Genomic DNA, 23,714 nt, shown 5'->3' with positions numbered 1-23,714 from the left:
AAAGGATATCCGGCGACGAAGCTATGCTGAGTCGATGTTGACTTATCGTAGGGAGGTGGGTGAAGTCCACTAGTCGCTGGGCGCTGGAGCTAGACTTCATGAACAAAATAAGGGGCTGATACGCCCCTTATTTTTAAAACTATTGTTAGACAAATTTCGACATAAGTATGATGATAAGGGATGTGAAAACATTGAATTTCTTAAATAAAATTATCTCGAGAGCCGAGGAATTACTATGCGGCCTTGCCTTATCGCTTGCAACGACTTTCGCATTTATTGAGGTTATTTTACGTAGAGGTTTTGGTTCAAGTTTAGGCTTCACGCAAGAAGCGGTTAACTATTTATTGATTTTTGTTGGTTTGATCGGTGCTTCAATTGGTGTACGTGAAAAAGTTCATCTTGGTGTAGATTTACTTGTAAAGCAGTTTTCTCCTAATTTACAAAAAGGGATGATCCTTTTTATGTATAGTTTAAATATTTTGTTCTGCCTTGTTGTTGCTATTCTAGGTTATCAGCATATTGGAATTTTAGCGCAGTTCGGTAATGTATCCCCGGAGATGGAAATCCCTATGTACATTCCAAAGGGCATTGTTGCAATAGCATTTACATTAATGACATTCCGTTATCTTCAAGAATTAATTAAAGCAATTAAAACTCCGACAGAACAGCTCTTAGCTGAACAACAGGAAGGCGGTGCACATTAAAATGAATGCAGTACCTAAACAAACATTAGAGCAACCTTTGATGCCAAAGTCAGGAACACCATTAAAAAAATATAGTTCATTATTCTTTATTGTTCTATCATTAGTCGGCGTTATTTATTCAGTTATGATAGGCAGTGCAGCTTTAGCGGTATTTTCATTATTATTCTTATGTTTATTTTTAGGTTTACCGATTGCGATTTCATTAGGTTTAGCATCTTTTGCAGTTATTTATTTTTTTACAACCGATCCGCTTCCTGATTTAGCTGGAAAAGTGTTTTCTGGTCTTGATAACTTTCCATTAATGGCGATTCCCTTTTTCGTACTAGCTGGTAACATCTTTACAACTGGCGGTGTTGCGAAACGTCTTATTAATTTAGCTAATGCGTATATCGGTCATTTACCTGGTGGTTTATCAATTGCGGCTATTATGTCATGTGCTTTATTCGCGGCTATATCTGGTTCATCCCCAGCAACCGTTGCAGCGATTGGAGGTATTATGATTCCAGCGATGGTGAAATTTGGATACCCGAAAAGTTATGGGGTAGGTTCAATTGCCACTGCTGGTTCTCTTGGAATTCTTATACCGCCAAGCGTACCGATGATTGTATACTGTGTTACAGTTGAACAATCAGTAGGAAGAATGTTCTTAGCTGGTATCGTACCAGGAATTTTTTTAGCAGGACTTCTTGCATTTGTAAGTTTTTATGTAGCAAAGAAAAATAAATATCCGCTTAGCCCTAAGGCTACATTCTCTGAAAAAATGAAAGCTTTTCGCGAATCAATTTGGAGTTTATCATTACCTATTTTAGTTATCGGTGGTATTTATTCCGGCTTGTTTACACCGACAGAATCAGCTGCCGTAGCTTGCTTCTTCGGATTAATTGTTGGATTTTTCATCCACAGAGATTTAAGAATCAAAGATATACCTGGCATTTTAATTGAATCTACGAAGACAACAGCAATGTTATTCTTTATCATTGCTATGGCGATGGTATTCGCTCACATTCTAACTTTAGAGCGAATCCCTCATGAGCTTGTTTCAGTTATTAAGGATATGAATATGGGACCAATCGCGTTCCTTTTAATTGTTAACTTAATCTTATTTATTGCCGGACAATTTATGGAGCCAACAGCAATTATAACAATTCTTGCTCCAATCCTTTTCCCGGTAGCGATGGCATTAGGAATTGACCCAATTCACTTTGGTATCATTATCATCGTTAACATGGAGATCGGTATGATCACGCCACCGGTCGGACTGAACTTGTACGTAGCCAGTGGTATTTCCAAAATGTCACTTGTCGATGTTACAAAAGCAACTGGGCCATGGTTATTAGCTACAGTTGTTGCTCTTGCAATCGTAACATTTGTACCACAATTAAGCTTATGGTTACCAAACTTCTTATATGGATTGCAATAAAACAATATTTTTATTCATTTGCCTAGGGGTGGGCAGTGAGGTCGAACAATAAATAGAAAGGACAAAGGTTTATTTATTTAACCTTTGTCCTTTTCGTTTTCCACCTGGGTCATAGGGGGCAGGTTCTGAGTCTCGGGCCACGGGGTCGGGAACTCTGTCCCAATCGGGTTCTCCGTCCCAATCAATCGAGTAACTTCCGTAATTCCTTGCGCATTAGTTTGTTTGATGCGTTCCGTGGCAATCCATCCTCTACGAAGATCACATCAACTGGTACTTTATATTTTGCTAATCGTTCCTTGCAAAGACTAAGGATTTCTTCTTTTGTAACCATCTCGCCATCCCATGTTTTTACAAATGCAATCGGCACTTGCCCCCACTTTTCATCACTTTGGCCAACAACTCCGGCTTCTTCAATCGCCGAGTGTGATAAAATAACGGCTTCAATTTCCGCTGGATATATATTTTCACCACCAGAAATGATTAAATCATTGCGGCGGTCAAGCACATATAAAAAACCATCTTCATCCAAATAGCCGATATCTCCTGTATACAACCAAGCATTTACAATGCTTTTCTCTGTTGCTTCTTCGTTCTTCCAATAGCCTTTTGTAACAACAGGGCCTTTGACAACAATTTCACCAGCTTCATTAGCAGACTGTTCCTTACCATCTTTTTCGATTCTTAACTGTGCCGGGAAAAGTGATTTTCCGGCAGAGCCAAGCTTAGATAGCATATATTCTGTACTTAATGTTGCGATTTGCGAAGAGGTTTCTGTCATCCCATACGATTGATATACTGGAATCCCTTTTTCTTTACATATTTCTAAAAGCGGTTTTGGCGCAGGGCCTCCCCCTAATAGTGCACATCTAAACGATTTCGGATACACCCTTTCCCCAAGATCTGCTACCAATCTAACAAGCATTTGGCTTACAACAGAAATATGCGTAACATGATAATTTTCAATCGCCATATTTACCTTAGCTGGATCAAATTTTTCTACTAAATAAATAGGCATGCCGTAGAACACACTTTTCATTAAAATTGAAAGACCACTGACGTGAAATAAAGGTGTTACACATAGCCAACAGTCATCCATATGTAAGCCTAGATTTAAGGATGAACTAACTGCATTCCACCAATGGTTTCCATAGGAAAGCATGACTCCTTTAGGGTTTCCGGTCGTTCCTGAAGTATAAATAATCGTATGTACTTCGTTCAAATCATATTCAAAACGGATTGTTGCCTTTCCTTCCTCAGCGTTAATGAACTCAGCTAATGAAAGCTGTTTTACGGCTTTTGGAGCATTTTCAAGTTTTTCTAGGAAAACATCATCAAATACTAAAAGCCTGCTCTCTGAATTTTCAAGTTGCCAGCTGATTTCATGGGATGTCAATTTTGTATTCAACAGTACAGCCACTGCCCCAATATATTCGAGACCATGCAGAAGAAACAAAAATTCTTTGCGGTTTCCGATTAAAACTGCAACGTGATCACCATGCTTCACACCTAATGCTGATAGTTTATTGGCAGCAGAAACCGATAATTTATGCAGTTCGTTAAACGTCCAAGTTGCCTCCTCAGTAATTAGTGCTACTCTTTCCGGTGAAAGATCCGCTCTTTTAATAAGCCAATTCGGCATAATATCACTTGCCAATATTCCTCACCCTCCTTCCGGGACAAAGAACCCGCCCCTGTGTCCCAGTTAATTGAAAAAACAGCTTAGCATAAGAAGTTGCTAAACTGTTCTTCACTCAAAAAATCCTTACCTATTAAGGGAAACGCGGGAACTGATTGAAGTCTGGTGTGCGCTTTTCTTTAAAGGCGTCACGGCCTTCTTTTGCCTCATCAGTTGTATAGTATAGCAGCGTAGCATCCCCAGCAAATTGTTGGATTCCTGCTAAACCATCTGTATCAGCGTTGAATGCTGCTTTTAGGAAACGAAGTGCTGTTGGTGATTTTTCAAGCATTTCATTACACCATTGAATTGTTTCTTCCTCTAGTTTTTCTAACGGTACAACAGTGTTAACTAGTCCCATATCAAGGGCTTGTTGTGCGTTGTATTGACGGCATAAATACCAGATTTCACGAGCTTTTTTGTGACCAATAATGCGCGCTAAATAGCCGGAACCATAACCAGCATCAAAGCTTCCAACCTTCGGACCAGTTTGACCAAAGACAGCATTTTCAGCCGCAATTGTTAAGTCGCAAACGATATGTAGAACATGTCCGCCGCCGATGGCGTAACCTGCTACCATCGCAACAACCGGCTTTGGAATAACACGGATTAAACGTTGTAAATCAAGTACATTTAAACGTGGGATATTATCCTTGCCGACATATCCGCCATGACCGCGGACTGACTGGTCGCCGCCTGAACAGAATGCTTTTTCACCAGCACCTGTCAAAATAATAACGCCAACTTCAGAATCATCACGTGCATCAGCAAAAGCATCAATCATTTCCCCCACAGTCAGTGGTGTGAACGCATTATGTACATGCGGACGATTGATTGTAATTTTTGCAATACCATTATATTTTTCATAAAGAATTTCTTCATACTTGCCTGGATATTTCGCTACCCATTCTACTGCCATTAGAATACCTCCCGTTTGTCCATTTTTAAATAGTCAAATACTATTTTACCAAAAATTTCTGGTTGTTCCACATGAATTGCATGACCGGTGTCATTTATGATTAAAATTTTTGAATTTGGAAAAAGCTTGTGCATTTTCTCTCCTATCATACAAAACTTTTGATCATCTTCCCCTACCAACAATAAAACAGGCTTTTGAAAATAAGCAAGCCGGTCCCACCATGAAGGTTGGACGCCTGTGCCCATGCCGCGAAGGCTATTAGCCAAGCCTTGAGTGCTATTTTCTAGTCTTTCTTGACGTATGGATTGTTTTCTGACATCAGACAACCTTTGTTCCTGCGTAGAAAATAACGGGATTTTCTCCCAATAGTCTACAAATTCATGAATGCCGACCCGCTCTATTCTTTCGGCTAATTGATTATCCTTATCTATTCTCGCAAGTCGTTCCTCTTCAGGCTCCAATCCTGGCGAACTGCTTTCCAAAATTAATGAAAGGACATATTCAGGATATAGAATTGAAAAGGACAATGCAACCCGGCCACCCATCGAATACCCCAGTAGATGGACCTTTTTAATATTCAGTGTATGTAAAATCTCCTTTAAGTCATGGACTACATTATCCATTGAATAACGATCAACATCCTCGGGATGATCTGTTTTACCGTGGCCGATTATATCTATTAAAATAAGCTTAAAGGAGCGGCTCCAATCGTTAATAAACGGTTCCCAGGTCTGAAGTGTACCGGTAAATCCATGTAAAAGAAGAAGTGGTTCACCTTCGCCGATTGTCTTCACGTGATAATTGATGCCATTTACTTTAATGTGCATCTCCTTCACCCTGCTCCCAGTTTGCTTTGATAGTTTCGTTTGCAATCCGCCAAATTTTACGATGTTTTTCAGCATTCAATGAACGGTCAGTTCTAACTTCAATTACGTTTAATCCCTCAACATCTTTACTGTTTTTAATTGCGGCCGACAACTCATTCCAGTCGTCAATTCTCTTAAACTCACCGCCATACATCTTTACAACATAACTATAATCAAGACCTAATGGCGTTCCAAATAACAGCTCAAAATTTTTCGGGTGTTCACTTTGTGGCAGGAATGAAAAAATTCCCCCGCCTTCGTTATTCACAATCACAATTGTGGCATTCAACTTATGTAGCTTTGCAGCTAAGAGCCCATTCAAATCATGGTAAAAGGTTAAATCTCCAACTAGAAGAATAAGCGGCTCTGCTACTGTACTAGCACCAAGCGCTGCCGAAATTGTTCCATCAATTCCGTTTGCACCCCTATTGGCCATGATGCGAATGTTCCGTTCCGTATTTAAGAAAAAGCTGTCAACATCTCTAATCGGCATACTATTACCAACAAAAAGGGTCGCATTATCCGGCAAATTCTCAGCGATACGTAGGACTACCTGACCTTCAAATTCCTGTTCTTCATTTCCAAAATGTTGGAGTACTTCCCCAGCGACACGGTCTGCCCTTATCCAACTTTCAAGCCAATTACTGGTAGGCTCCCCCGTTTTTCGCCCTTTATTTTCCAAAAGAATCTTGTTTAATAATCGGCAAAATAAAACAGGGTCAGCGTGAATTACCTCTGATGCTAAGAGTGTCGGGTCACGCCATAGCCCTTCTCCATCAATAATAATTTGCTTAATCTGCGGATTTTTTTTCAAAAATAATAATACAGCCTTTGAGACCGGCATGGCCCCAAATCGGATCACTACTTCAGGGACAAGTTCCTGTGATATGTATTCGTCACGCAAAAATGCGTCATAACTATCAATAACTAGTTTTTTATTATACACGCCGCTTCGTAATTGTGATAACGGGTCTGCGATAACCGGAAAGCTTAATTTATCACCAAGGGCAACAACTTCTTCTGCAAAGCCAGGACGGTCCAATGGGCCGCAAATAATCAATCCCCGCTCAATTCGAGTGAGCCCGCTTGCCAGCAATTCCAATTCCTCATCCTTCATCATCAACTTTGATTCGGCTGCCTTAACGAATTGTGTTCTATGATCCAAACCGCTTTCCCAAATATGTTCATCCTCGATAATTGGAACAAGTGGCTCACGAAATGGAAAATTCAGATGAACAGGTCCGCTCGGGCCACTTAGCGATGTAGAAACCGCTCTTGCCGCAACAGTACGTACGTAACGAAGAATTTCCGGACTTTCCTCCGGGATTGCCATTTCAACAAACCATTTCACTTGCTTCCCAAAAAAATTGAGCTGATCAATGGCCTGAGGTGCACCAATGTCTCTCAATTCATGTGGGCGGTCCGCAGTCAATACAATCAACGGAACCTGCGACTCCTTTGCTTCCACTACTGCCGGCATATAATTAGCAACTGCAGTTCCGGATGTACATACAATGGCCACCGGCTCTCTTCGTGCTTTCGCCATTCCTAAGGCAAAAAAAGCAGCTGAACGCTCATCAACATTTAACCATACATGTAAGTCGGGATGCTCAGCTGCAACCATTGCAATGGGCGTTGATCTCGATCCTGGGCTTACGACAATATTCTTTACATTTGACCGCACTAATTCATCCAAAAAAGCAGCAACATAAACCGATAATGCTTTACTCGCTGATGTCATTAAAATGATCCCCCTAATGCAGAAAGCATTGGTCTTAATTTCATTTGTGTCTCTTTATATTCTTCGATTGAATCTGAATTTCCGACTATTCCACATCCGGCAAACAATGAGGCTTCTTTTCCTTGTAATAACCCTGAGCGAATCCCTACAGCAAATTCACCATCACCATTACTATCAAGCCAGCCAATAGGACCTGCATATAAGCCTCGATCTAAATGTTCAATTTCTCTTATTTTACGAAGAGCTTCTTCACGCGGATATCCACCTAATGCCGGAGTAGGATGAAGTTTTTCAACAAGGGTTAATAACGATACCGTATTTTTTACCTTACCAATAATCGGCGTATAGAGATGTTGAATATCACGAACTTTATATAAAGTTGGATTTTCCGGTACGATAACCCGATCACAACCTTGTTCAAAGGCAGATCTAATTGCTCGAACCACTACTTCATGCTCATGTAGATTTTTTTGGTCCTGTAAAAGTTCATTGCCAAGATGGTCGTCCTCTTCTTCCGAATTTCCTCTTGCAATGGAACCGGCTAAACAAGTTGTAAAAGCCTCTTCCCCTTCCTTCTTAATTAAGCGCTCTGGGGAGGCACCTATAAAGCAATCCTGACCACTTTCAACCGCAAAAATATAGCTTGACGGTTGTTCTTTTCTAAGACGATTTAAGATATCTTCAGTTTTAAATAGAAAATCACTTTTTACACGAATTTCCCGTGCAAGCACTACTTTTTCAATTTCGTTATTTCGAATCTGACTCGCAACAGTATCAACTGATGAAATCCATTCATCCTTCGAAACTTCTTCTATTATAAATTCTTTACCAAAAGAGGCTTCATAAGGAATATGGGCATCCTTACATAAATCCTTTTGCTCTTTTGATAAAGATTCTACGATTTCGTCTACATTTGTATCACCATGAACAACAACATTTAATGTTAACCAGAATTCATTCTTAGTAATTGTCAATAAATGCTGCGGAAGCATCATTTTGGAAACGGGGAAGGAACCCCAAAGTTTCGTTTTTTCTTTTCTTGGATCAAAGGAGAATGCTCCCAATATTACCGGCCCTACTCCTGATACTCTTTCCTTCGGCTCAATCACACTAAATTCATTTAGTTCGATCCATTCCTTCTCTACTTGTCCAAAATTATTGCCACCATTGCTTTCAAAGGTGTACGCATTTCCAATTCCAACCATGACAAAATCCCCACTAGGTGCGGACCAGAATATCCTTTCACCTGTGCGGTTCTTTCCTCTTTCATAGAAGGTAACCGGGTCTATAATTAAATCAACTTTTGTACTAGTACTAACCAATATAGAGTGAGAAACAGACTTTGCTTGTTCAACTCCATAAGCGATTTTTTTGTGTATTGTACTTTGTTGAATCGTTACCACTACTTCTCCCCCTTAGAAAAACGTAACTCAACATATTTTAACATACTTCAATGTTTTTACCTATCAATAGGTGCAAAACTTGTAGAAATTCGTAATTTAATAACTTTATTCAGCAGAAGCCTCCACTAATATAAGTGGTAACATGAAGCCTCCGGCGAGCCATGCGATTTTTAAAGGTAGTTTTTCGATCAAGCTCGAAAAAATCTAGGCACAAACTCGCCAAGTCGAATTTGATTTAGTATGCCCTGTCAATTTGTGCATATTCGCTGAAAACCATTGACACAAGGGGGTGTTTTTCCTAAACTAAATAAGTATGACAAATAATGAAAGTGTAGAATTTTGATGTATTTTACACACTAAATAAAAGTTGTTTTAAGTTTGTCGTTTGGGGAATCGAAAGGGGGACAACTTAAAGGTGGAAATAAAAATTCCGGAACAGCAACTGGGTATTAATAAAAATAAGAGTATGTGGAAAATTTGGTATCGTCAATTAAGGCCCCACACGTTAACAGCTGCTTTTGTACCAGTGTCTATCGGCAGTGCCTTGGCACTACTAGACGGTCATGCAAATATATTGTTGTTCTTGGCTATGCTCCTATCAAGTATTCTTATTCAGGCAGCCACTAATTTATTTAATGAATATTATGATTATAAACGTGGTCTGGATACTGAAGAATCGATTGGAATTGGTGGCGGTATCGTCCGCGATGGGATTGCACCAAAGACAATTTTAAATGTTGCATTAAGCTTTTTTGCAATAGCGATTCTTCTTGGTGTATATATTTGCGCAAGTTCCAGTTGGTGGATTGCGGCAATCGGTATAGTTTGTATGTTTACAGCTTATTTTTATACCGGTGGTCCTTATCCAATTGCTTATTCTCCTTTTGGAGAAATTGTTTCCGGCTTCTTTATGGGGGTTGTGATTATCCTCATTTCATATTTTATCCAGACAGATTCGATTTCATTAGAAAGTTTTTTAATCTCAATTCCAATTTCTATTTTAATTGGTGCAATCATGCTATCTAATAATATTCGTGATCTTGATGGAGATAAAGAAAGCGGACGCCGAACACTTGCGATTCTTCTTGGTAGAGAAAATGCTATTAAGCTTCTTGCTGGAATGTTTACAGTTTCCTATGCTTGGATCATTATACTAATGGCTATGGGGATTGTTTCTCCATGGTTATTAATCGTATTCGGAAGCCTGCCAAAGGCAATGAAAGCCGTACAAGGTTTTAAAGGAAAGACTCTTCCAATCCAGATGATGCCGGCAATGAAAGCTACAGCTCAAACGAATACAATATTTGGCTTCCTTGTCGCAGCCGGATTATTACTAAGTTATTGGGTTTAAGCACATGATCTTTGTATCATGTGCTTTTTTTGCGGGGATGATTTGGCCTTTTTTGTTCATACTAATTTTGAGGCAGAAAATTTGGTCAAAAGGAGCGTTTTTCCATGCTTACTCCTAATGAACTTTCATCTCTAAAAGCTGAATTACTTAAACGGAAAAAAGAAAAATTAGAAGGATTGGAAGCAACCGATTATTACGATACAGAGCGTGCCGGGGTGCATGACTCCATCGGCGAACTCTCGAATTATGATAACCATCCTGGAGATCATGGAACCGAGCTTTTCGAACGTGGAAAGGACATTGCCCTAGTAGAACACACGGAAAAAGAAATTAAAGATATAAACCATGCGCTCGCCAATATCGACAAGGGAACGTACGGAAAATGTGAGGAATGTGGGAAGGACATACCTGTTGATCGGCTAAAGGCATTGCCTACCGCTACCCACTGTATTGAACATACCCCAGACAACGAGGTATCGCATGACCGTCCAGTGGAAGAAGATATATTAAGCCCACCCTATGAAAAGTTTGTAAATGATGGAAAAGATGCAACCTTTTACGATGCCGAGGATTCCTGGCAAGATGTTGGGAGATACGGAAGTTCTGATACACCCTCCGACTTTCTTGATCCAAGTATGTTAGATTATAATGACATGTATATGGATTCGGATGAAAATGTTGGTTTTGTGGAGGACATTGAAAGCTTTGTTGCCACTGATATTTCAGGTAATAATATTCAGGTTTTCCCTAATGTAATCCATGAATTATATGAAGATCGTCTTGATTCAGAGGATGTTATGGCGGTTACTGGTAATCTTGGTGGGGCTGAATTGGAGTCTTTTGATAATGATGAATAAATATTAATACTGAAAAAGGACTGTTCCTGTAGTGGGGAAACAGTCCTTTTTCTAAAGAATATTTTTAATTGCATGGGAAAATTTGTATGGGCCACATGTTATAATGAGGTTGATACATATCAAAGGAGGAGTTTCGCATGAATTCACATGAAATCGAATATAAACTTTATGGCGATGATATGCAATTTGTTGAAATCGAACTAGATCCGGGTGAAAGCACCATTGCCGAAGCCGGGGCGATGATGATGCAAGAGGATGGCATCGAAATGGAAACCATTTTTGGCGATGGAGCTTCTTCAGACAAAGGATTATTCGGAAAATTACTAGGTGCAGGTAAACGTATTCTGACAGGCGAAAGCTTATTTATGACCGTGTTTACCAACCAAAGTCCTTCCATTAAGCATGTTTCTTTTGCAGCTCCCTATCCCGGTAAGATTATTCCAATGGATTTAAGTGAGCTTGGTGGTAAAGTAATTTGTCAAAAAGATGCGTTTTTATGTGCCGCTAAAGGAGTTGCAGTTGGAATTGAATTTCAACGCAGGCTGGGTGCCGGCTTTTTCGGTGGTGAAGGCTTTATTATGCAAAAGCTTGAAGGAGATGGCTTAGCTTTCCTCCATGCCGGTGGAACGATCTATAGGAGAGAGCTGCAACCTGGTGAACGCTTAAAAATTGACACTGGCTGTCTAGTTGCGATGACAAGGGATATTGATTATAACATTGAATATGTTGGTAAAATTAAAACGGCTTTCTTTGGCGGAGAGGGATTATTCTTTGCGACCGTTCAAGGACCAGGCACGGTTTGGGTTCAATCGCTTCCATTTAGCCGCTTGGCAGATCGAATTTTTGCTTCAGCTCCAAGCGCTGGTGGAAAAAGCCGTGGTGAAGGCAGCATCCTCGGTGGTATCGGAAACTTTTTTGATGGGGACAACGACTAATCGAAAAGCTGAAGAGGCTAGCCCATGCTATAGGGTCAGCCTCTTCATTGTCCAGCTCCAGCGCCCAGCGACGTATAAACTTTGCTGAACGGACGCTTCTGCTTTTCTCATTACTTCACAATAAATACGGGACAATTTGCTTTTTGAACAACAAAATGGCTTGTGCTTCCTAAGAACATTTCTTTAATTCCACTTAAGCCTCTGCTGCCCATCACGATCAAATCACAGCTTGTTTGGTTTGCATGATCGACAATTAATCTGCCCGGGTTGCCTTCTAGGACAACAGCAGCTGTTTTATTTGGCAGTTCAGCAATTTTTTCTTTTACTTCACTAAGAATCTTTTCTGCATTTTCTCTTATTTCATTTATTAATTCTTGGTTATAAATACCATAACTTCCCATTGAAGTGGCAGTTGGAGGATTAGAAACAGCTACAACTGTTAATTCGATTCTTTCATCCTGCTTTGCTAATGCCATTGCCATATCTAATGCTTTTTTACTTAAGTCAGACCCATCATATGCTACGAGAATTCTAGAATAAAAGGTTAACATTTCTCTCACTCCATTTCCATATTCTACATTATATTTTACAACACGATCGAGATTAAAAGTCTTGTTATTTACGTCTATTTTTAGAACCTTTTTGCAAAATTCAATCAAAGGTTCTACTGTTTTTCAGTAGGCTGAGGCAGTTGTTCGAATCCTTCTGGGATGTCCTCTAAACTTGGAAATTTTTCAGCATTTTTAGCAGCTTCCGGCAACACAATATCATTTACATTATTGAAATCTGAAAAGTTTAGATCCATCACATAATGAATGCTTTCAATTGGCATTTCCAGCGCAGGGTCCTTTGCTGCTCCATATTTAATTTCAAATTGAATCGTTTGGTGTGTTGGTAGTAATGTTTTTTCATCCACCATCATCGTTCCATCCATTGTCATTTCAATATTAGGCATGCCTTCTAAGTCAGAAAGTAAAGTATTGGATTGGTCTTTTAAGACGCTTGACATCATACCGATGATTTCTTCTAATGAGTTAATTTTACCGCTAAATCCAAGCTTGTACTGACTTTGTCCATTTACTTGTTCCTTACCCAAATCTCTATAGAAGAAATATTTACGATTTAAATCATTCATCATATTCATATTATCTTCATTGATATTCATAAGTTCCTCAAATGATAGTGGCATAGCGGCACTCATGTCCAACCATTGGTCCTCGCCCGAGTTTGGATCCGTCATTCTCATAAAAATGCCTTCTGGAACAAAATATTGGTCGATGACCATCTCCACTTCTTTATTCGTTTCAGGGTTTGGCACTTTTGTTGTAATAGTTTGAAGCAATCCCTTTTCTCGATTAAAGCTCATGACAATATCGCTGTTCATTTTCATGCCGTTTGTCATCCCCGGAATTTCAGGTGTTCCTTCCTTCAGCTTAAATTCCATGGACATTGTAGCATCAGCTTTGAAAGACTTTTGCTCGTTTTGGGCAGCCGTCGTTTTATCTAAAAGCTCTAAAGCCGTTTTATCGCTTGTTAAAGCTTTTGAAACGATTTCCTCAGCTTTTTCTAAAGTAAGGATTTTCGTATTTTCAAAAGTGATTCCATATGTAGATGCTAAAGCAGATGTTGCATCTCCTTGTATTGCTAGAAAACGAGAAACGATGCTGCTTGCTTCTGCCGGAGTAATCGTTTGATTTGGTTTAAAAGTGCCATCTTCAAAGCCAACTACTATTTTTTTGTCTTTTAATACTTTTGCAGCATTAGCATATGGTGAATTGGCGGAAATATCCTTTGGTAGTTCAACCTTCAGATTTGCTGCATCATACCCTAAATGATCGACGACAAGTTTAAAAAATTCCCCACGCGTAACGGCTTGGTCATTATTTGCACTTGCTGAAGTAAGTGGGCTCGCTACTAAAAGTGCTGACAATACCAATGAAGTTACTCTTTTTTTCATGAATAACGCCTCCTATAAATCTAGTTTTTACCAGTACACTTATATTCTACCATATTATTAATCTTAAAGTTTCAAAAATCGAATAGAAAAAAGAATACCGAATACACTAAAATCGGTATCCTTTTTATTAAAATTACGAACGGGTAATTCCCCAAATTTCATCCGCATATTCCTGGATGGTACGATCACTTGAGAAGCGTCCCGATTTGGCGATATTGATAATACTTTTCTCTAGCCATTGATCGCGATTTCGATAGGCTTCTCCGACTTTTTCGTGGGCACGGACGTAGGTGCCAAAGTCTTTCAGAACAAAATATTCATCATTTTGGACGAGCAAGGAATCGTAAATCGTTTCAAATTCATGGGCAGGGACAGGAAAGAAACCATTAATTAACTGGTTGATGACTTGATTCAGGCTTTGATCATGATGATAATATTCAATTGCCCGATAACCACCATTTCTTTGATAGGCTAGAACTTGCTCTGCTGTTAATCCAAAGGTAAAGATATTGCCCGGACCTACCTCTTCATGGATTTCCACATTGGCCCCGTCCATCGTACCAAGAGTAACTGCACCGTTCATCATAAACTTCATATTTCCCGTACCGGATGCTTCCTTACTTGCTGTAGAAATTTGCTCACTAACATCTGCAGCGGGAATAATCGTTTCAGCTAAAGAAACTCGATAATTTTCTACAAAAATGACTTTTAATAAATCTTTTGTTTTTGGATCATCATTTATTTTTGCAGCTAGTGTATTTATTAATTTGATTATTTTTTTTGCATAATAATAACCAGGAGATGCTTTTGCACCAAATATAAAAGTGTGAGGTGTGATAGAAAAATTAGAATCCTCCTGCAAGCGATTATACAAATACATGATATGCAAAATATTTAAAAGCTGACGTTTATAGGCATGAAGTCTTTTAACTTGAACATCAAAAATAGAATGTTCATCAATTGCAATACCTGTTAATTGCTTAATCTGTCTGGCAAAGGCAAGCTTATTCTGGTATTTAACCTCATATGCCTTTTGTTTAAAGCCGGCATCATTTGCAAACGGAAGAAGTGCCGATAAGTGCTCCGGTTTCGCAATCCATTTATCACCGATTGCCTCAGAAATCGTCCGAGCAAGCTCAGGATTTGCTTTTATCAACCAGCGACGGTGGGTAATTCCGTTTGTCTTATTATTAAACTTGGTTGGATAATAGTCATAAAACAGCTTCATTTCCCGCTCTTTTAGTATATCTGTATGGATTTTGGCCACCCCATTGACACTGTGGCTGCCGACAATAGCTAGATGCGCCATTTTGATGACACCATGGGCAATAATCGCCATCTCTTCGATCCTTTTCCAATCCCCAGTATACTTATCCCATAATCCCCTACAATAACGCTCGTTAATTTCCTCGACAATCATATAAATTCGAGGGAGAAGCGGTTTAAAGATGGAGATTGGCCACTTCTCAAGGGCCTCCGATAACGTCGTATGGTTCGTATAGGAAATGGTATTGGTCGTAATATGCCATGCTTCTTCCCAACCCATTCCATGTTCATCCATTAATATTCGCATCAATTCCGGAATCGCTAATACTGGATGTGTATCATTAATATGAATCGCTACCTTATTATGAAAATCGCTTAGATGATCATTATTTTTCAAATAGGTCCTAACAATATTTTTTAACCCAGCTGAAACAAGAAAATATTGCTGCTTTAACCGCAAAATTTTCCCTTCAATATGGGAGTCATCCGGATAAAGGAATTCAGATATCGCTTCTGTTTCCCGTTTATATTTCATGACATCCCCTTTGTCAGGTCGAAACTGGGAAGGCTCCGCACTCCATAGCCTTAAAGTATTGATCGTTTTATTTTCATAGCCAATCACAGGCATATCATACGGTACGGCTGTAACGGTCTCCGCGTTGATATGGTGAAACATTAACGGTCCATTTCCGTAGGAAACCTGAATATCTCCACCAAATTTAACTTCGATTGACTGACTCGCTTTTCTAATTTCCCAAACGTTTCCGTTTCTTAACCATTGCTCTGGCAATTCAACCTGATAGCCGTCAATAATTCTTTGGTCAAATAACCCATGCTTATAGCGGATGCCTACACCATGCCCTGGTAAGGAAAGGGATGCTAATGAATCTAAGAAACAGGCAGCAAGACGGCCTAAGCCTCCATTTCCAAGACCGGCATCTACTTCCTGTTCTTCTACTTCTCTTAAATCAACACCAAGTTCTTTTAAGCCTGCTTCTACTACATCCTGAACCCCTAGGTTTAATAAATTGCTGCCCAATAATCTTCCTAATAGAAATTCAATTGAGAAATAGTAGGTTTGCTTTTTATGATTCGCGCGATTTCTTTCATTCGTCTCAATCCAAGCATGACTTACATATTCACGAACCATTTGTCCCAATGTATTATATAGTTCAGGCAGAGTGGACTCCTCAAAACTTTTACCATACATAATTTCATATTTTTCAAGGAATTGTTGCTTAAAAGCATCTTTCGTCGAGAACATTAATAAGCTCCCCCTCAACTTGCAAATTTCAGATTATAGATATGTTCAATCAATATTGCCCCTCGGCTAGGACCTTATACATTCCGTTATACTTTTGGGCTGATTGAGACCAGCTATAATCCTGCGCCATTGCCGTTTTTACGAGTTTTTCCCATACATGCTTTTGATTATAAAAATGAAGAGCACGTTGGATAGTATAAAGCATGTCATGGGCATTGTAATTTTTAAAAGTAAAGCCATTTCCAGTTTGCGTCTTTTCATTATAGGAGGTTACTGTATCATTAAGACCACCCGTTTCACGAACAATCGGAATCGTTCCATAGCGCAAAGCAATTAATTGCCCGAGCCCACATGGTTCAAATTTAGACGGCATTAAAAATAAGTCTGAACCAGCGTAAATTTGATGGGCAAGTTCCTCATTAAAACCAATATATGCCCGAACCTTTTTTCTGTTCAAGCTTTCCATTGTCCGAAAATAATCTTCAAATTCGGTGTCACCGGTTCCTAGTACAATAAACTGGATATCATGGGCTATGACCTCATCAAATACCAGTTTAACAAGGTCTAATCCTTTTTGGCTTGTTAATCTCGAAATGATGGAGATTAATGGAATATTGGCATTCTCTTCTAATCCAAACATTTTTTGAAGATGAAGCTTATTTTTTATTTTATTTTCCGGAGAATTTTGATCATAGTTTTGTATGATAGAAGGGTCTTTACCAGGATTATAAATATCAGCATCGATTCCATTTAAAATCCCTTTTAATGCCGTATGCCTTGAACGCAACAGCCCATCCAGCCTCTCCCCGTAATAAGGCATTTGGATTTCATTCATATAGGTTGGGCTGACTGTTGTTATTAAATCGGAAGAGACAATCGCCGCCTTCATGAAATTTACACAGCCATAGAATTCCAGCTGCTCATCAAAATAAGAATCATCCAGATTTAATAAATCACCTAGAATTTCTCTCGGAAAAATTCCTTGGAATTGCAGATTATGGATCGTGAATATTGTACGAATATCAGCATATTCCTTTAAGTCCCGATACTGCGCGTTAAGTAAAAACGGTACCATTCCTGTATGCCAATCATGGCAATGCAGGATTTCCGGATTAAAATCCAAGTGTGGAATCGCCTCTAAAACAGCCCGGCAGAAATAAGAGAACCGTTCTCCATCATCATAATGACCATACATTGTATCCCGCTTAAAATAGTACTCATTATCTATGAAATAATATACTATTCCCTCATACTCTAGCTTTTCGATTCCACAATATTGGTTTCTCCAGCTTAATTGCACATTAATTTCAACCATTTTCTCCATTTTATCTTTAAACTGCTGTCCAATGGCACCATATTTTGGCATGATAACCCGCACTTCACTGCCAAGCTTCTTTAATTCCTTTGGCAGGGCTCCAGCAACATCGGCTAGACCACCGGATTTAATGAATGGTACGCATTCAGAAACTACAAACAATATATTCACGAATTCATCAGCGCTCCTTGTACACTACCCTTTTGAATAACAACAGGTGCCTCCGCAGTCCCATACATTTTTACCTGGTCATTAATCGTAACATCTTTATCAAGTATGACACCTTCAAGTACCGCACCTTCCCCAATTTGGCTCTTTTGCATAATGATGCTGTTCTTAATGACAGCATCTTTTCCAACTTTTACACCACGAAAAATAATACTATTTTCAATATGTCCCTCGATGATACAGCCGTTCGCTATTTGCGCATTCTTTACAATCGCATTCTTGCTATATCTTGTTGGTGGTTCATCCTTAACCTTTGTATAAATTGGTCGTTTTGGTGAAAATAAATGCTCCATAATTTCCGGCTGTAATAACTCAAGACTATATCGGTAATAATCTGTTATAGAATTAATGGTTACGGCATACCCATCATATTCATAACTGTGACAGGTTAGTTTTTGTGGGAATTTTTCAATCACATCACAAAGACCATAACGACTGTAGCGTGACTCATCATGATGCGCATCAAGTATATCTAAGAGCAACGTCTTTTTAAGAATATACATATCAAGGGGCTCACCATTTTTGCAAACCTCGGTAATGTCAGCTCCAGTTTCAATATGACGGTTTAAAACATCATTAAAATCAAGATTACAAATCGTATTACTTCCAGCTATTACAGCATACTCCTGTGTACTACGATATAAATAATCCTTATGATATTTAATATAGTGCAATACAGATGCTAAATGGTCATTTTGCGAGTTGAACGGTGGTGGGAAGAAAAAGAGTCCATCTTTTTTTCTATTTAAATCCCAATCCTTACCTGAACCAAGATGGTCCATTAAGGAACGATAATGATATTTCGGAAAAATCGCCACACTTTGTATTCCTGAGTTTACCATATTTGATAAAGCGAAATCTATAAGGCGATAACGTCCCCCAAAGGGAACCGCTGCTGATGAGCGCATCATCGTTAATTCTTTTAAATCGCCGAAGCTTGTTGTTGCATCTATTAACCCTAACATTTCATTACTCATTGTATTTCACCTCTAACAGCTAATTTTCTCTTCTGCTACTAATACAACCTGGCCTTTCTTCTCAGGTAAAATAATACGGTCATTCTCAATCATCATATCGCTGGCAATAATGGCATTTTCAATCCGGCAGTTAGCCCCAATTCTCGCACCTGGCATAACTACGGAATCCTTCACGATTGTACCCTTGCCAATATGTACTCCCGGGAATAAAACAGAGTGCTCCACTGTACCATTTACCATGCAGCCTTCATTAACTAATGACTGATGAACGGTTGCTGTTGGCGCAATATATTGTGGGGGTTGATTTGGATTAACGGAATAAATCCTCCAGTTATAATCATTTAAATCAAGCTCCGGCTGATCTTCCAGTAAATCCATATTAGCTTCCCATAGGCTTTTTACTGTTCCAACGTCCTTCCAATATCCTTTGAAAGGATAGGCATTTAGCTTAAGCCCTTCTTCCAGCATTAGAGGAATGATATCCTTCCCAAAGTCATGGCTCGAGTCTGAATTACGATCATCCATTTCTAAATAAGTTCGTAATGTTGCCCATTTAAAAATATAGATTCCCATCGAAGCCAAATTGTTTTTGGGATGGTCCGGCTTCTCTTCAAATTCAGTGATTTCTAAATCCTCGTTCGTATTCATAATTCCAAAACGACTTGCTTCATCCCACGGTACTTCGATAACAGAGATCGTTGCATCCGCACCTCTTTTAATATGGTAATCAAGCATTTTAGAATAATCCATCTTGTAAATATGGTCACCCGATAAAATCAACACATGTTCAGGATCGTAGTGCTCGATAAAATTCATATTTTGAAAGATTGCATTAGCTGTTCCACGGTACCACCGACCGCCATCCTGTTCCATATAAGGTGGCAATACTGTTACACCACCATCTCTTCTATCCAAGTCCCAAGCACTGCCAATACCTATGTATGAATTCAATACAAGCGGCTTATATTGCGTTAAAACACCTACTGTATAGATACATGAGTTTGTACAATTACTTAAAGGAAAGTCAATGATCCGATATTTACCGCCAAATGGCACAGCTGGTTTTGCAAGATTTCTAGTTAGTAAACTTAAGCGGCTTCCTTGCCCTCCAGCCAGAAGCATTGCAATACATTTTTTTCGACGCATTTACTCTTCTCCCTTTCGTTAATGAGGTGAATTTATTTTGAAATTTACTTTTACCAAGCTGATAAATTCGACGTATCTTTTTCGTAGGACGCAAGATTGAAATACCAAACGGCGGTATTTTTATTGAAATATAATACGGTTGCCCATGCCAATTTCTCTTTTTGCTTATAAGCTCCCCGGTATTTACTTGTCCTGTACCGCCAAATTCCGTTTCGTCGCTGGAAAACACTTCAACGTACGAAGCATGCAATGGTACACCAACCTTGAAATCCTGATAAACAACAGGGGTAAAATTACAAACAATAATTAAAAAATCGTTCTTATTTTTGGATTTTCTCATAAAAGATAAAATACTTTGTTCTTTATTATCCGGGTCAATCCACTGAAATCCATCCCAGCTTAAGTCAAGCTCCCAAAGGGATCTTTCTTCTTTATAAAATTTTAACAGCTTTTTAGTATATGCATGGATTTTATTATGCATGTCATAATTTAATAGAAACCAATCAATCTGTTCCAAGTCTTTCCACTCTTCAAATTGACCAAGCTCCCCACCCATGAAAACTAATTTCTTCCCCGGATGCGCCATTAAATAACCATATAATAAACGAAGCTGCGCAAATTTTTGCCAATAATCTCCCGGCATTTTATTCAGTAAAGACTTTTTCCCATGAACGACTTCATCATGTGAAAACGGAAGGACAAAGTTTTCTGTATACGCATATAAAAGGGAAAAGGTCAGTAAATTATGATGGTATTTTCGATAGACTGGATTAAGTTCCATGTATTCCAATACATCATTCATCCAGCCCATATTCCATTTATAATTAAATCCTAATCCACCAGTTGTCGTCGGAGCCGTCACTAATGGCCATTCTGTAGAATCTTCAGCAATCATCAAAGCGGTGGGGTTGTATTTAAAGACCTGCTCATTAAGGGCTCTTAGAAACTGAACGGCATATTGATTTTCCCGAATCGTACCATCGCCATTCATGTCCCAATACAGCATATTGGCCACAGCATCCACGCGAAGCCCATCAATATGATAGACATCCATCCAGAATATGGCATTTGAAATCAAGAAGCTTTGGACCTCTGTTTTGCCTAAATCGAAGTTGGCTGTTCCCCAAACGTCATTTTGCATCACAAAAGGATTAGCATACTCAAACGTCGGTTCCCCATCAAACAAATAAAGGCCGTGAGCATCTTTACAGAAATGACCTGGCACCCAATCCAATATAACTCCAATCCCATGCTGATGGCATTTATCGACGAACTCCATAAACTCATGTGGACTCCCGTATCGACTCGTTACTGAATAATAACCTGTCCCTTGGTACCCCCATGAACGATCAAATGGATGTTCAACTAGCGGCAATAATTCTATATGGGTATAACCAGCTTCGACAACATATGGAATCAATTCATCAGCAAGTTCACGATATGATAAAAACTCTCCATTCTCCTTTGTTTTCCATGTTCCCAAATGAACCTCGTAAATAAACATTGGTTCATTGTAGGATAAATGCTGTTTTTTATGATGGAACCACGTATTATCATTCCACTCATAGTTTGAAAGATTGTAAATAATCGAAGCTGTATGTGGACGTTTTTCTGAATAAAAGGCGAAGGGGTCACTCTTTCTTAAGATCCGGCCATCTGCAGTGGTGATTTCATATTTGTATAAGGCTCCTTCAGAAACTTTTGGAAAAAAGTTAGTCCAGATACCTTCTTCGTTCAATTTTTCTAAATGATAATGGTCCCCAATCCAATTATTAAAATCGCCAATTACACTAATCTTTTCAGCATGCGGAGCCCAAACCGTAAACCGAACTCCTAAAACACCTTTTTCTTTTCCAATATGCGCCCCAAACGTTTTATAGCTTTGAAAAAGCTGGCCAAGATGAAATAAATAGGCATCATACTCTGTCGGATGGGAAATTACCATTGAAATACCTCTCCTTACTAACACGTTCTTGGTGACAACTTCTGTCTAAAAACCTATATTCAAGAAGTATACATGAAAATCCTTTAATGATCTGTTAAAAATTTGTAAACAATACAAAAATGTCGAAAATTTGTTATATTTCCAAAATGAATTTTGGGCAAAAAAAATGAGAAGACAAATGATGTCTTCTCAATAAATTATGTACCCTACATGAGGATATGCCTTACAACCAATTTCAATTATAGCAAAATAGTAAAAACGAGACAATAAACACTTTTTTTAAAGATTGTGGCAAATCTCGGAATATTTTCCACATGTCGTCATTTTATGCAGGATTTTTACACTTTCTAACGAAATTTAACATTGTGGAATAATATCTTATGTAAGGAGTGCTCCCATAATGGAAGTCAATTTAAAATTCTTATTAGTTGATGATTCAGTATTAATTCGTAAAAAGCTTAGAAGCATTCTTGAAAAATGCAATTGCAAAAATATTTTTGAAGCAGAAAACGGAAAAATAGCAATTGAACTTGTAAAGCAGGAACAGCCAGACGTTGTATTTTTAGATATTATCATGCCTGATAAAGATGGAATTGAAGCTCTTAAAGAAATAAAAGAATATAACTCAGATATTAAAGTGGTCATGGCTTCTTCCGCAGGTACACAATCACATTTACGAAAAGCAATTGAACTAGGTGCCTATGATTTTATTCAAAAACCAGTAACATTGGAAGCTGTTGCAAATATTATCGAAAAAATAATTAAAGAGTAGCGGGGGAAATTTACTATGTTTAGTCAATATTTTGGGCATTATTTATTGAACAAAGGATTAATCAATACGGAACAGTTAAAAGAAGCGTTAGAGCTGCAGGCTGAAACACATGTTAAATTGGGCGTCTTATCCGTTAATGCTGGCTATATGACACCGTTTCAAGTGGAAGAAGTTCATGAAAAGCAGAAGCAGATTGATAAAAGATTCGGCGAGATCGCGATCGAGCTCGGTTTTCTTACTGAAGAACAGCTTGATCAATTGCTTTCAGGTCAAAAACAAAATCATTTAATACTAGGACAAGCCCTAGTTGATCTCGGGATTTTGAATATTGATCAATTTTCAACGGCGTTAAGTAATTATAAAAAAGAACATAGTTTATCAGATGAGCAATTTGATGCTATTAAAGCTGGAGATATTGACACATTAGTCGAAACTATCGTTGGTTTAGAAGATATTTCTAATAAGAAGTTATATGCGAATTACTTATCTCTTTTTGCAAAAAATTTGATTCGCTTTATTGATGACCAAGTACGTCTAGAAGCCAAAAAGGTAAATGATCAATATAAAGCCAATTGGATGGTTACCCAATTAATTAAGGGAACTGGAGCTGGTGAGCAAACACTTTCAACAGGAATGGGCTGCGATGAAGAAACCTTTATTAAATTCGCTTCCATTTACGCTGAAGAAACGATCGATGAAATAGACGAGCTCGCCAAGGCTTCTGTCAGTGAATTTTTAAATCTACATAATGGAATCTTTTTAGTTAATATGTCCAATCGTGGTGTAGAACTTAATATGGAGCCCCAGCAAATTCATGAAAATGCTATTGTTCCGGTTAATGCAGTAATTGTAACTGCCTATCTGTCTTTTGGTGCTATAGATGTTATGATTTGGTAGGGCAAGTAATATCCGAACTACAAAAAAAGACTAACATTCTGTTAGTCTTTTTTTAGATGACCCGTACGGGATTCGA

19 protein-coding genes are annotated in these 23,714 nt (G+C 38.6%); 7 read left to right on the top strand and 12 right to left on the bottom strand.

Going from position 1 to position 23,714, the window contains the following annotated elements; all coding sequences use genetic code 11:
• The first annotated feature begins 191 nt into the window (after positions 1-191).
• Complete coding sequence (locus BAZO_RS20785) at positions 192-704, top strand: TRAP transporter small permease (protein WP_003333470.1); 513 nt, start codon at positions 192-194, stop codon at positions 702-704.
• A 1-nt stretch (position 705) separates the two neighbouring features.
• Entirely contained in the window at positions 706-2,124 is a 1,419-nt protein-coding gene (locus BAZO_RS20780) for a TRAP transporter large permease (protein WP_003333469.1), read from the top strand.
• Positions 2,125-2,305: 181 nt separating this feature from the next.
• Here the strand turns inward: BAZO_RS20780 and BAZO_RS20775 are convergent, their stop codons facing one another.
• The 5 genes from BAZO_RS20775 to BAZO_RS20755 form a co-directional block, all read right to left on the bottom strand.
• Positions 2,306-3,763, bottom strand: a complete 1,458-nt coding sequence (locus tag BAZO_RS20775) for an o-succinylbenzoate--CoA ligase (RefSeq protein ID WP_039957876.1) — start codon at positions 3,761-3,763, stop codon at positions 2,306-2,308.
• 130 nt (positions 3,764-3,893) lie between these two features.
• Positions 3,894-4,718: a 1,4-dihydroxy-2-naphthoyl-CoA synthase gene (gene menB / locus BAZO_RS20770; RefSeq protein WP_003333467.1), complete on the bottom strand. Its 825-nt coding sequence runs from the start codon at positions 4,716-4,718 to the stop codon at positions 3,894-3,896.
• Positions 4,718-5,545, bottom strand: coding sequence for a 2-succinyl-6-hydroxy-2,4-cyclohexadiene-1-carboxylate synthase (gene menH, locus BAZO_RS20765; protein WP_003333465.1), 828 nt, complete (start codon positions 5,543-5,545; stop codon positions 4,718-4,720). Before menH ends, menB begins: the two co-directional genes overlap by 1 nt.
• Positions 5,535-7,325, bottom strand: a complete 1,791-nt coding sequence (gene menD / locus BAZO_RS20760) for a 2-succinyl-5-enolpyruvyl-6-hydroxy-3-cyclohexene-1-carboxylic-acid synthase (RefSeq protein ID WP_003333464.1) — start codon at positions 7,323-7,325, stop codon at positions 5,535-5,537. Before menD ends, menH begins: the two co-directional genes overlap by 11 nt.
• Positions 7,325-8,728 (bottom strand): isochorismate synthase, encoded by a 1,404-nt coding sequence (locus BAZO_RS20755; RefSeq protein WP_003333463.1) that lies wholly within the window; start codon positions 8,726-8,728, stop codon positions 7,325-7,327. Before BAZO_RS20755 ends, menD begins: the two co-directional genes overlap by 1 nt.
• 415 nt (positions 8,729-9,143) lie before the next feature.
• On the opposite strand from BAZO_RS20755, the gene BAZO_RS20750 reads away from it, so the two are divergent.
• From BAZO_RS20750 to BAZO_RS20740, 3 genes are all read left to right on the top strand, one after another.
• The gene (locus BAZO_RS20750) at positions 9,144-10,079 is read left to right on the top strand and encodes a 1,4-dihydroxy-2-naphthoate polyprenyltransferase (RefSeq protein WP_003333462.1); all 936 of its coding nucleotides are present in this window, start codon (positions 9,144-9,146) and stop codon (positions 10,077-10,079) included.
• Positions 10,080-10,183: 104 nt separating this feature from the next.
• The gene (locus tag BAZO_RS20745) at positions 10,184-10,936 is read left to right on the top strand and encodes a TraR/DksA C4-type zinc finger protein (protein ID WP_003333461.1); all 753 of its coding nucleotides are present in this window, start codon (positions 10,184-10,186) and stop codon (positions 10,934-10,936) included.
• 137 nt (positions 10,937-11,073) lie between these two features.
• On the top strand, positions 11,074-11,871 hold the full coding sequence (locus BAZO_RS20740; protein WP_003333460.1) for a TIGR00266 family protein: 798 nt from the start codon (positions 11,074-11,076) through the stop codon (positions 11,869-11,871).
• 110 nt (positions 11,872-11,981) lie between these two features.
• Here the strand turns inward: BAZO_RS20740 and BAZO_RS20735 are convergent, their stop codons facing one another.
• The 7 genes from BAZO_RS20735 to glgB all read right to left on the bottom strand — a co-directional run bounded on the left by BAZO_RS20735 (position 11,982) and on the right by glgB (position 21,969).
• On the bottom strand, positions 11,982-12,422 hold the full coding sequence (locus BAZO_RS20735; RefSeq protein ID WP_003333459.1) for a universal stress protein: 441 nt from the start codon (positions 12,420-12,422) through the stop codon (positions 11,982-11,984).
• A 113-nt stretch (positions 12,423-12,535) separates the two neighbouring features.
• Complete coding sequence (locus BAZO_RS20730; protein ID WP_003333458.1) at positions 12,536-13,828, bottom strand: S-layer homology domain-containing protein; 1,293 nt, start codon at positions 13,826-13,828, stop codon at positions 12,536-12,538.
• A 133-nt stretch (positions 13,829-13,961) separates the two neighbouring features.
• Positions 13,962-16,358 carry a glycogen/starch/alpha-glucan phosphorylase gene (locus BAZO_RS20725; protein ID WP_003333457.1) on the bottom strand — a complete coding sequence of 799 codons (2,397 nt, stop codon included), beginning with the start codon at positions 16,356-16,358 and terminating at the stop codon, positions 13,962-13,964.
• A gap of 49 nt (positions 16,359-16,407) precedes the next feature.
• Positions 16,408-17,844, bottom strand: a complete 1,437-nt coding sequence (gene glgA / locus BAZO_RS20720) for a glycogen synthase GlgA (protein ID WP_003333455.1) — start codon at positions 17,842-17,844, stop codon at positions 16,408-16,410.
• Complete coding sequence (locus tag BAZO_RS20715) at positions 17,841-18,878, bottom strand: GlgC family sugar phosphate nucleotidyltransferase (RefSeq protein WP_003333454.1); 1,038 nt, start codon at positions 18,876-18,878, stop codon at positions 17,841-17,843. The genes glgA and BAZO_RS20715 overlap by 4 nt, the downstream gene beginning before the upstream one ends.
• 12 nt (positions 18,879-18,890) lie before the next feature.
• Positions 18,891-20,024 carry a glucose-1-phosphate adenylyltransferase gene (locus tag BAZO_RS20710; protein WP_039957869.1) on the bottom strand — a complete coding sequence of 378 codons (1,134 nt, stop codon included), beginning with the start codon at positions 20,022-20,024 and terminating at the stop codon, positions 18,891-18,893.
• On the bottom strand, positions 19,954-21,969 hold the full coding sequence (gene glgB, locus BAZO_RS20705) for a 1,4-alpha-glucan branching protein GlgB (protein ID WP_003333452.1): 2,016 nt from the start codon (positions 21,967-21,969) through the stop codon (positions 19,954-19,956). The genes BAZO_RS20710 and glgB overlap by 71 nt, the downstream gene beginning before the upstream one ends.
• A gap of 400 nt (positions 21,970-22,369) precedes the next feature.
• Between glgB and BAZO_RS20700 the strand changes: the two genes are divergently transcribed.
• Both BAZO_RS20700 and BAZO_RS20695 read left to right on the top strand, forming a co-directional pair.
• Positions 22,370-22,741, top strand: a complete 372-nt coding sequence (locus BAZO_RS20700) for a response regulator transcription factor (RefSeq protein WP_003333451.1) — start codon at positions 22,370-22,372, stop codon at positions 22,739-22,741.
• A 15-nt stretch (positions 22,742-22,756) separates the two neighbouring features.
• Complete coding sequence (locus tag BAZO_RS20695; RefSeq protein ID WP_003333450.1) at positions 22,757-23,638, top strand: cyclic di-GMP-binding domain-containing protein, MshE-related; 882 nt, start codon at positions 22,757-22,759, stop codon at positions 23,636-23,638.
• The last annotated feature ends 76 nt before the right edge of the window (positions 23,639-23,714 follow it).

The sequence above is a fragment of the Schinkia azotoformans LMG 9581 genome, from assembly GCF_000307855.1.
Taxonomy (GTDB): domain Bacteria; phylum Bacillota; class Bacilli; order Bacillales; family Bacillaceae_J; genus Schinkia; species Schinkia azotoformans.
This window is presented reverse-complemented; position numbering and strand designations above follow the sequence as displayed.

What these genes read in the sequence shown, in the direction of transcription:
- BAZO_RS20780 (WP_003333469.1), top strand. Translation starts at nt 706, where the DNA reads ATGAATGCAGTACCTAAACAAACATTAGAGCAACCTTTGATGCCAAAG.
- BAZO_RS20775 (WP_039957876.1), bottom strand. Translation starts at nt 3,763, where the DNA reads ATGCCGAATTGGCTTATTAAAAGAGCGGATCTTTCACCGGAAAGAGTA.
- menB (WP_003333467.1), bottom strand. Translation starts at nt 4,718, where the DNA reads ATGGCAGTAGAATGGGTAGCGAAATATCCAGGCAAGTATGAAGAAATT.
- menH (WP_003333465.1), bottom strand. Translation starts at nt 5,545, where the DNA reads ATGCACATTAAAGTAAATGGCATCAATTATCACGTGAAGACAATCGGC.
- menD (WP_003333464.1), bottom strand. Translation starts at nt 7,325, where the DNA reads ATGACATCAGCGAGTAAAGCATTATCGGTTTATGTTGCTGCTTTTTTG.
- BAZO_RS20745 (WP_003333461.1), top strand. Translation starts at nt 10,184, where the DNA reads ATGCTTACTCCTAATGAACTTTCATCTCTAAAAGCTGAATTACTTAAA.
- BAZO_RS20740 (WP_003333460.1), top strand. Translation starts at nt 11,074, where the DNA reads ATGAATTCACATGAAATCGAATATAAACTTTATGGCGATGATATGCAA.
- BAZO_RS20735 (WP_003333459.1), bottom strand. Translation starts at nt 12,422, where the DNA reads ATGTTAACCTTTTATTCTAGAATTCTCGTAGCATATGATGGGTCTGAC.
- BAZO_RS20730 (WP_003333458.1), bottom strand. Translation starts at nt 13,828, where the DNA reads ATGAAAAAAAGAGTAACTTCATTGGTATTGTCAGCACTTTTAGTAGCG.
- BAZO_RS20725 (WP_003333457.1), bottom strand. Translation starts at nt 16,358, where the DNA reads ATGTTCTCGACGAAAGATGCTTTTAAGCAACAATTCCTTGAAAAATAT.
- BAZO_RS20715 (WP_003333454.1), bottom strand. Translation starts at nt 18,878, where the DNA reads ATGAGTAATGAAATGTTAGGGTTAATAGATGCAACAACAAGCTTCGGC.
- BAZO_RS20710 (WP_039957869.1), bottom strand. Translation starts at nt 20,024, where the DNA reads ATGCGTCGAAAAAAATGTATTGCAATGCTTCTGGCTGGAGGGCAAGGA.
- glgB (WP_003333452.1), bottom strand. Translation starts at nt 21,969, where the DNA reads ATGGTAATTTCCCATCCGACAGAGTATGATGCCTATTTATTTCATCTT.
- BAZO_RS20700 (WP_003333451.1), top strand. Translation starts at nt 22,370, where the DNA reads ATGGAAGTCAATTTAAAATTCTTATTAGTTGATGATTCAGTATTAATT.
- BAZO_RS20695 (WP_003333450.1), top strand. Translation starts at nt 22,757, where the DNA reads ATGTTTAGTCAATATTTTGGGCATTATTTATTGAACAAAGGATTAATC.